We start from the raw sequence: 6,711 nt of genomic DNA on the forward strand, positions 1-6,711 counted from the left end.
CCGCGTCTTGCCCCAGAAGCTCTGTACCGGCTTGGTCCTCGACCCTTGATGGATGACTAGCGTGAACCGCTGTGGTTTATTTCGCGCTGATTTTCGCCGCCGCACAGGGGATTTCGGATGAAAAGGATCCTAGAAGCTCCGCATGCTGTGTTCACAGCCGCACTGCTGTCCGCGAGACCGGCCCTCCTCATTCGTTAATCGCTCGTAGATGGACGCTTCGTCCCAGAAGATTTCTGGAGTGTGGCAGGTTATCCACACCTTGCAGCAGCCGTTGTGTGTAGCCTGAGGCTAGTTATCCACAGCCAAATCCACAGCGACGATCCGTGATTGTTTGCATTGCCCTGCCACCGAACCCGGCGCCAACCCTAGTCCGGGTCATAAGCCAGACAGGGCATGTCCGCTTCGGCCCACGGACACCCGGATCCCATCCGTTTATTGCGTAGGACTCGGCGGGCAGTTTCACGTGAAACATGCATGCCTGAACCTTGGGATCGTCGGGCCGGACCTCGCCTGCCGGCTCGCACTGACGTTGACTATCTGGCGCTGAAGGCGGTCAAGGCGTTAGCAGGAAACAGCACGGAACCGTCTTGGCGTCCGCTTTGGCTAAGGAAGGATGCCGAAACCCCAAGGACGCGGCAGCCCCAGGAAAACGCACGGCTCCTCACACGGCGGTGAAGGTCGCCCACGTATGCGATCCCGGATCCTCGGTGAGCCACAGCTCTGACAATTCCGTGATGCGCCGGATGAGGTCGCCACGGGGTTGCCGATCGTTCCATTGCGCTCAGCAAATTTTTGATCCCGGCGAACCGCCTGCGGCGTGCAGGTAGGCGAAGGCGACCCCTGGATGCACACCTCCGAGAGGGCGCCATACTCATCAAGCGCACGACCTGGATCGAAGTTTGGTTCCCCGACGCAGGTCAACACGCCGTCACCCTCGCGGCCAACGTGAGCCAGACTGGACCTACTGATCCGGACAGGGATCACGTTGCAGCTGGCCGGCAGGCGCGCCTAGCGTTCCCGTATCAATAGCCACAGCCCGCTGACGGGACGGGCCTAAGGGGCCGGCTAGAAAGAACACTCCCCGCCCATCTCTTCGGGCCTTGCATCTCGCTCGGGAGAGATCAGTTAGCTTCGATCCACGCTGGTCGCGAGCTTCGCGGCATAGCGGAGAACGTTTTTGGCCCCCGCGGCTCGCTGCACCAATGTGGCGCCAAAGGCTCACTTCGCCCCTTTGGTGTTTCACGTGAAACGTCCTGCGGCGTCCATTGCCCCCTCTCGGTGTGATCCTTACCTTCCGGAAGGGCCCCCTGCGCGTGCGCCCGTACCCTCTGGAACGGTGTCGCCTGTCCATGCGTTCGGAGCACGCCGGCGCGCGTCGCTCAAACCCGTGGGCTGCAGTCGACCCAACACCTCGCTAAGAGTCATTGAAAAGCTATCCTCAGAGCCGCTGGGAAATGACTCGAATCCGCGGGAAGAGCACGCTGTCCCTCGACATTGGGGCTTATGAATCGGGGCCAAGTGCGCCAATCCGCATAGTGGCATCCGGAGGCAGTACGCCACTGGACCCCTGATCGCTACCCGCATCCCTTCTCACACGCGTTGAAGAGGCGGACGGTTTCCTCCGGTTAGATCATCACATCCGGAAGACTCCCCGGAGATGCTCGCTCTTGCTCATCGGCGGGCCGTTATGCCGACCGCGCCGACGGTCGAGCAGACCCACGCTGCTCATCGATGGGTGGGGCGGTCGACCAGCAGCTCCCCTGGTACTCCGACGTGCCGAGGGGCTTCAAACTTGCCGAGGGGCTGCAAACCGATGACTTCGGCCGAGAGGACAGAGCACACCACGGCGCCCACGCCCCTCTTGGCTGTTTCCATTCCCTCCAGCAACAACCAAGTTGACGGTCTGGAAAGACAAATCGCTACTTACCGCGACTTGGCGTTGGGGTGGAGACGGAAACGGGGTCAACCGTCGCGTGCAGGATGCAAAAAGAAGTCGCCCAGCCCCGGGGCCAGCCAGCGTCGGTTCACCCAGTCTGGGATAATTCAGTCAATCGCAACTCGCCGTAACTAGGTCGCATGGCCAGCAATACCCTTCAAAACATGACTCAGCGAGCTCCGCGTTGCTCCGTCTGAAACACGTCATAACTACTGCAAGAGCTCGGCGTCTCCGGAGCGTCCGCTTGCTTAGCCCGAAGGTTCGGCTTTCGGTTCCCGTACACGGTTTCGGTCCGCGTGCACAGTTTTCGGTCGCTCGACTACAAACAGAACAACGGGACAGCAGCAGTGGGCGAAACTCCCACACCTCTAGCGGCCATGGTTGCTTTCCCGGCTTTTTGGAAGCCGGCATCGCCGCAGACACGACAGGACAAGCCCCTCGCGGTGGTCGAGAGAACCTCCTCGACGGTTTCACGTGAAACGACGCGGCCGCATCCTCGGCACCTCGGCAGGCCCCACGTTGGCTAAGCCTGCGCACTGCCGGAGTTTCAGAAAAGAAGCATCGCGGAAAATCGCGGCTCCCCGACGCAGTCTAAAGCGGGATGCGAACCCGTGCAGCTGAGAATCAACGGGCATGCCGGCATCCGACGCCCTGGCTCGTCTCGGAGCCAGAGTACTGGCAATAAAAGCCGAGGGCCGCCTCCGTATGGAGGCGGCCCGGAGAAACTACTCGACTACCTACTCCGCCCCAGGGTTCAGGACTCCCATAATGCGGTTGAGGTCTTCAACACTGGCGAACTCAATGCTCACGCGCCCCTTGCGCGCACCCAACGTGATCTTGACATTCGTATCTAGCCGATCGGCAAGCGTCGACGCGAGAAAGTCGAGACGCTCATGCCGAGCATTTGGCTTCGGGATATTGGACCGTCGTGGATCCCCCGGATCCTGGTAAAGCGCCACCGCCTCTTCAGTCGCGCGCACCGACAGGCCTTCCGCCACAATGCGTTGGGCAACCCTTTCCATCGCCCCGGGATCGGGAAGAGACAGAAGCGCGCGCGCATGACCTGCGGAGAGAACACCTGCAGCGACCCTCCGCTGAACCAGCGGCGGCAGCCGGAGGAGACGAATTGTGTTGGAAACCTGAGGGCGGGAACGCCCGATGCGATCCGCAAGTTCTTCATGGGTTGTCCCGAAGTCCTCGAGCAGCTGCTGATAGGCTGCCGCCTCTTCCAGCGGGTTCAGCTGACTCCGATGAAGATTCTCAAGCAGAGCGTCGCGCAAAAGGTCATCGTCACTCGTGTCACGAATGATGGCGGGAATGGTTTCCAGCCCGGCTTGCTGAACCGCACGCCAACGGCGCTCGCCCATGACGATCTCGTAGCTTTCGCTACCAAGTTCGGTTGATTCACGAACGACGATAGGCTGAAGCACGCCTATCTCGCGGACGGAATGCACGAGCTCGGCCATCTCGTCCTCATCGAAGACGCTGCGCGGCTGCTTTCTGTTCGGGTGGATCGATGCCACCGGGAGTTCTGCGAACTGGGCTCCCGGCACTTCTACGAGATCCAGATCGTCGGCACCCTCACCATCAGCCGAGCCGGCGCCGGACGACGTCCCTCCGGCTGATCGAGGGCTCTTCCTCTTCCCCGACTCTGCCTGCGACCGTTCGGATTCACCGGCCGCGGTGGCTCTCTCGACAGCGCCGGCTTCGGACTCTCCACGCTCGGGCGTCCCCTCCTCGACAGGACGGTCTGCCCGGGGGGAACGATTCAAGGATTCTTCGCCAGCCGGAGCGACGGGAGCGCTCGGTTCTGCCTCGGCTTCGCCGGCACTCCGCTGCTCCGGGAAGAACAGGTCCACTGGACGTGACGCTGAACCAGAACCAGCAGCAGCTCCTGAGCTTGGAATCAAAGCCCCCAGGCCACGGCCCAGTCCACGGCGCTTCTCGCTCATGCGCGAACTTCCTCCTTCGGACCCTCAGAGGTGAGGGTATGACCAGTATGCAAACTAGCGCTCAGCGATTTCCGCCGCCGCCTCCATATAGGAGAGAGCACCAGTCGACGACGGGTCATACGTCATGACCGTCTGCTGGTAGCTCGGGGCCTCTGAAATTCGCACCGAACGCGGAACGACTGCATCGAGTACCTGCTGCGGGAAGTGTTCACGGACCTCCGCCGCCACCTGAGCTGCCAGGTTCGTACGGCCGTCGTACATGGTCAGCAAGATCGTCGAAACGCACAGGTCTGCATTGAGATGCTTCTGGATCATTTCAATATTGCTGAGCAACTGGCTGAGACCCTCGAGGGCGTAGTACTCGCACTGAATCGGTATGAGCACTTCGTTCGCTGCACAGAATGCATTGACCGTGAGCAGCCCGAGGCTCGGGGGGCAGTCGACGAAGATGTAGTCGAGGCGTTCGAGGCCTTGCGACTCACGCTCCTTGGCGTAGATCTCGATGGCACGCCGGAGCCGCTGCTCGCGGGCAACGAGGGACACGAGTTCGATCTCTGCGCCCGCGAGGTGAATCGTGGCCGGCGCGCATTCCAGGCGTTCGACGTCGGGGCACGAGCGCACGACTTCGCCCAAGGCAACGTCATTGATCAGCACGTCATAGATGCTCTCAACGTCCGCGTGATGCTCGATGCCCAGCGCGGTCGACGCGTTGCCCTGAGGATCGATGTCGATGACCAGAACATTGAGCCCCGAGGCGGCTAACGCAGCGGCGATATTGACGGTGGTCGTCGTCTTTCCGACGCCACCCTTCTGGTTCGAGACAGTGAAGATGCGAGTCGCCTCTGGCCGACGGAGCTTGCGCTGGCTCAACCGCTCACGGCGCTTCGTCTCGTTCGCCAGCTGACTCCCAATAGGACTCGATTCGTCGATCGTGATTGCAGAACCGTTGCCCGCCGTTCCGCTCGGAGCCGACGTTTCACGTGAAACGGAAACAACCTTAGAAGTTTGAGAAACAGGAGACGGTGCTACGGTTGTCGAGCTACCGAGCCCCAGCGACACGAAAGGCGGGATCCGCTGAGCCGATGACTCGTCACTGGTCACTGTTCACTCACTCTCGGGTCGCGTCGATGTCCTTCACTCTAGCCTAGCGGGTAGCTGCACCCGCGGACCGGATCAGGCAGGGCCGACGGCGATCCGCACCACGGTCGTCGGCTCCTCGAGCAGGCCCTCCCCGACCACCTTGATCTCGGGGCTGTGACCCCGATGCTTCTTGATCACCTTCGCAGCGTTTTCGAGTTCTTCAGCCGCGCTGCGCCCCTTGATTGCGACCAGCGATCCCGAGCCGCCGAGCAACGGCAGTGTGATCGGAACCAGCTTGGAAAGGGCGGACACGGCCCGCGCCGTCACGTAGTCCGCGGTCACGAGGTCCACGGCCTGCTCCGCTCGGGAACGTATCACCCGCACGTTCTCGAGGCCAAGATCCGCGACAACCTCCTCGAGCCAGAGCACACGGCGTTCAAGGGGTTCGATGAGGACGAGAGTGAGGTCCGGTCGGGCCAAGGCGAGACAGAGCCCTGGCAGGCCGGCCCCACTTCCCACGTCCGCGACCGTCGCATTGACGGCCAGTTCAGACTCGATCACCGCACAGTTCAGAACGTGTCGGCTCCAGAGGCGCGGAACCTCACGGGGCCCGATGAGCCCGCGTTCGAGACCGGACGTCGCGAGGTGTTCCACGTAGCGCCGGGCCAGGTCGAGTCGCTCCCCGAAGATCTTCTCCGCAGCAGCGAGCTCGGCCCCCTCGAGGTGCGGGAGCCCGCCGTCGTCCGTTGGGGAAGTCCCGGCCAGATCCTCCGCCACGTCAGTCTGCGGAGACGACGATGTGACGCTTCGCGCCCTCGCCCTCGGACTCGCTCACCAGGCCGAGATCTGCCACGGCATCGTGCACGATCTTCCGCTCGTAGGAGCTCATCGGCACCAGGTGCACGGCTTCACCCCCGGACTTCACCTTGGCGACGGCTTCTTCTGCCAGCGAGTGCAGATACTTCGCCCGCTGACTCCGGTATCCGTTGACGTCGAGGACAAGGCGCGATCGAGTGCCGGTCTGGGACAGCACGGCCAGGCGCGTGAGCTCCTGGAGTGCGTCGAGGACTTCGCCGCCCTTGCCGACGAGCGCCGTCAGACCGCTGTTGCTGCTCTCGTCAGCAACGACCGAAAGATAGGTCCGGCCACCCCGGACCTCAATGTCAATGTCGCCGTCGATGTCGGCGATGTCGAGAAGTTCCTCGAGGTAGTCGGCGGCGACGTCGCCCTCCTCCTCGAGGCGGTTCATCGAGGTCTCGCCAGCGTCGTCGTCCGTGTCCTCGACGGCGTCGGTGTTGCCCTCGGCGGCACCCTCGACGGCATCCTCGGTGTCTGCCGCAGTCGGCTCGGCTGCGTCCTCAGTGGCCTCGAAGTCCATGTCCTCGGTACCGCTCTGTGCGGCGGTTTCAGCAGGGCTCACTTCTTCCTCCTGTTCTTGCGCTGAGGCTGTTGGCGCTGCCCCTTGGGCTGCGCGGGTTCTGGGATGTCTTCGGCCTTCATAGTCTTGCCCGTTGTCACATCGATCGGGGCGAGACCCCTCGCGGCCCGACGCTCATTGAGCGCCCTCGCGGCGGGCGAGCCCGGAGCGGGCATCCGTCGGATGACGTAGAACTGCTGGCCCATGGTCCAGAGGTTGCTGATCGTCCAGTAGATCAGGACGCCGATCGGGAAGTTGATACCGCCGATTCCGAAGACGAGCGGGAGGATGTAGAGCAGGATCTTCTGCTGGCGCATGAACGGGCT

At 62.5% G+C, this 6,711-nt stretch carries 5 protein-coding genes; all 5 read right to left on the reverse strand.

What is annotated here, in order from left to right; genetic code table 11:
• Positions 1 to 2,673: 2,673 nt before the first annotated feature.
• A complete protein-coding gene (locus V7053_RS17145) occupies positions 2,674 to 3,888 on the reverse strand; it encodes a ParB/RepB/Spo0J family partition protein (protein WP_334173477.1) in 1,215 nt (404 codons plus the stop codon).
• Positions 3,889 to 3,942: 54 nt separating this feature from the next.
• Positions 3,943 to 4,989, reverse strand: a complete 1,047-nt coding sequence (locus V7053_RS17150) for a ParA family protein (RefSeq protein WP_334173478.1) — start codon at positions 4,987 to 4,989, stop codon at positions 3,943 to 3,945.
• A 72-nt stretch (positions 4,990 to 5,061) separates the two neighbouring features.
• The gene (rsmG, locus tag V7053_RS17155; protein ID WP_443022660.1) at positions 5,062 to 5,733 is read right to left on the reverse strand and encodes a 16S rRNA (guanine(527)-N(7))-methyltransferase RsmG; all 672 of its coding nucleotides are present in this window, start codon (positions 5,731 to 5,733) and stop codon (positions 5,062 to 5,064) included.
• A 13-nt stretch (positions 5,734 to 5,746) separates the two neighbouring features.
• Entirely contained in the window at positions 5,747 to 6,346 is a 600-nt protein-coding gene (locus V7053_RS17160) for a Jag family protein (RefSeq protein ID WP_443022661.1), read from the reverse strand.
• Positions 6,347 to 6,384: 38 nt separating this feature from the next.
• The coding region (locus V7053_RS17165; protein ID WP_334173480.1) for a YidC/Oxa1 family membrane protein insertase at positions 6,385 to 6,711 on the reverse strand (327 nt) is incomplete at its 5' end.

It is taken from the genome of Sinomonas sp. (assembly GCF_036848755.1).
GTDB lineage: Bacteria > Actinomycetota > Actinomycetes > Actinomycetales > Micrococcaceae > Sinomonas.

Bases quoted from the DNA above. Each gene is read 5' to 3' on its own strand.
- V7053_RS17160 (WP_443022661.1), bottom strand. From the start codon at position 6,346: ATGGACTTCGAGGCCACTGAGGACGCAGCCGAGCCGACTGCGGCAGAC.
- V7053_RS17145 (WP_334173477.1), bottom strand. From the start codon at position 3,888: ATGAGCGAGAAGCGCCGTGGACTGGGCCGTGGCCTGGGGGCTTTGATT.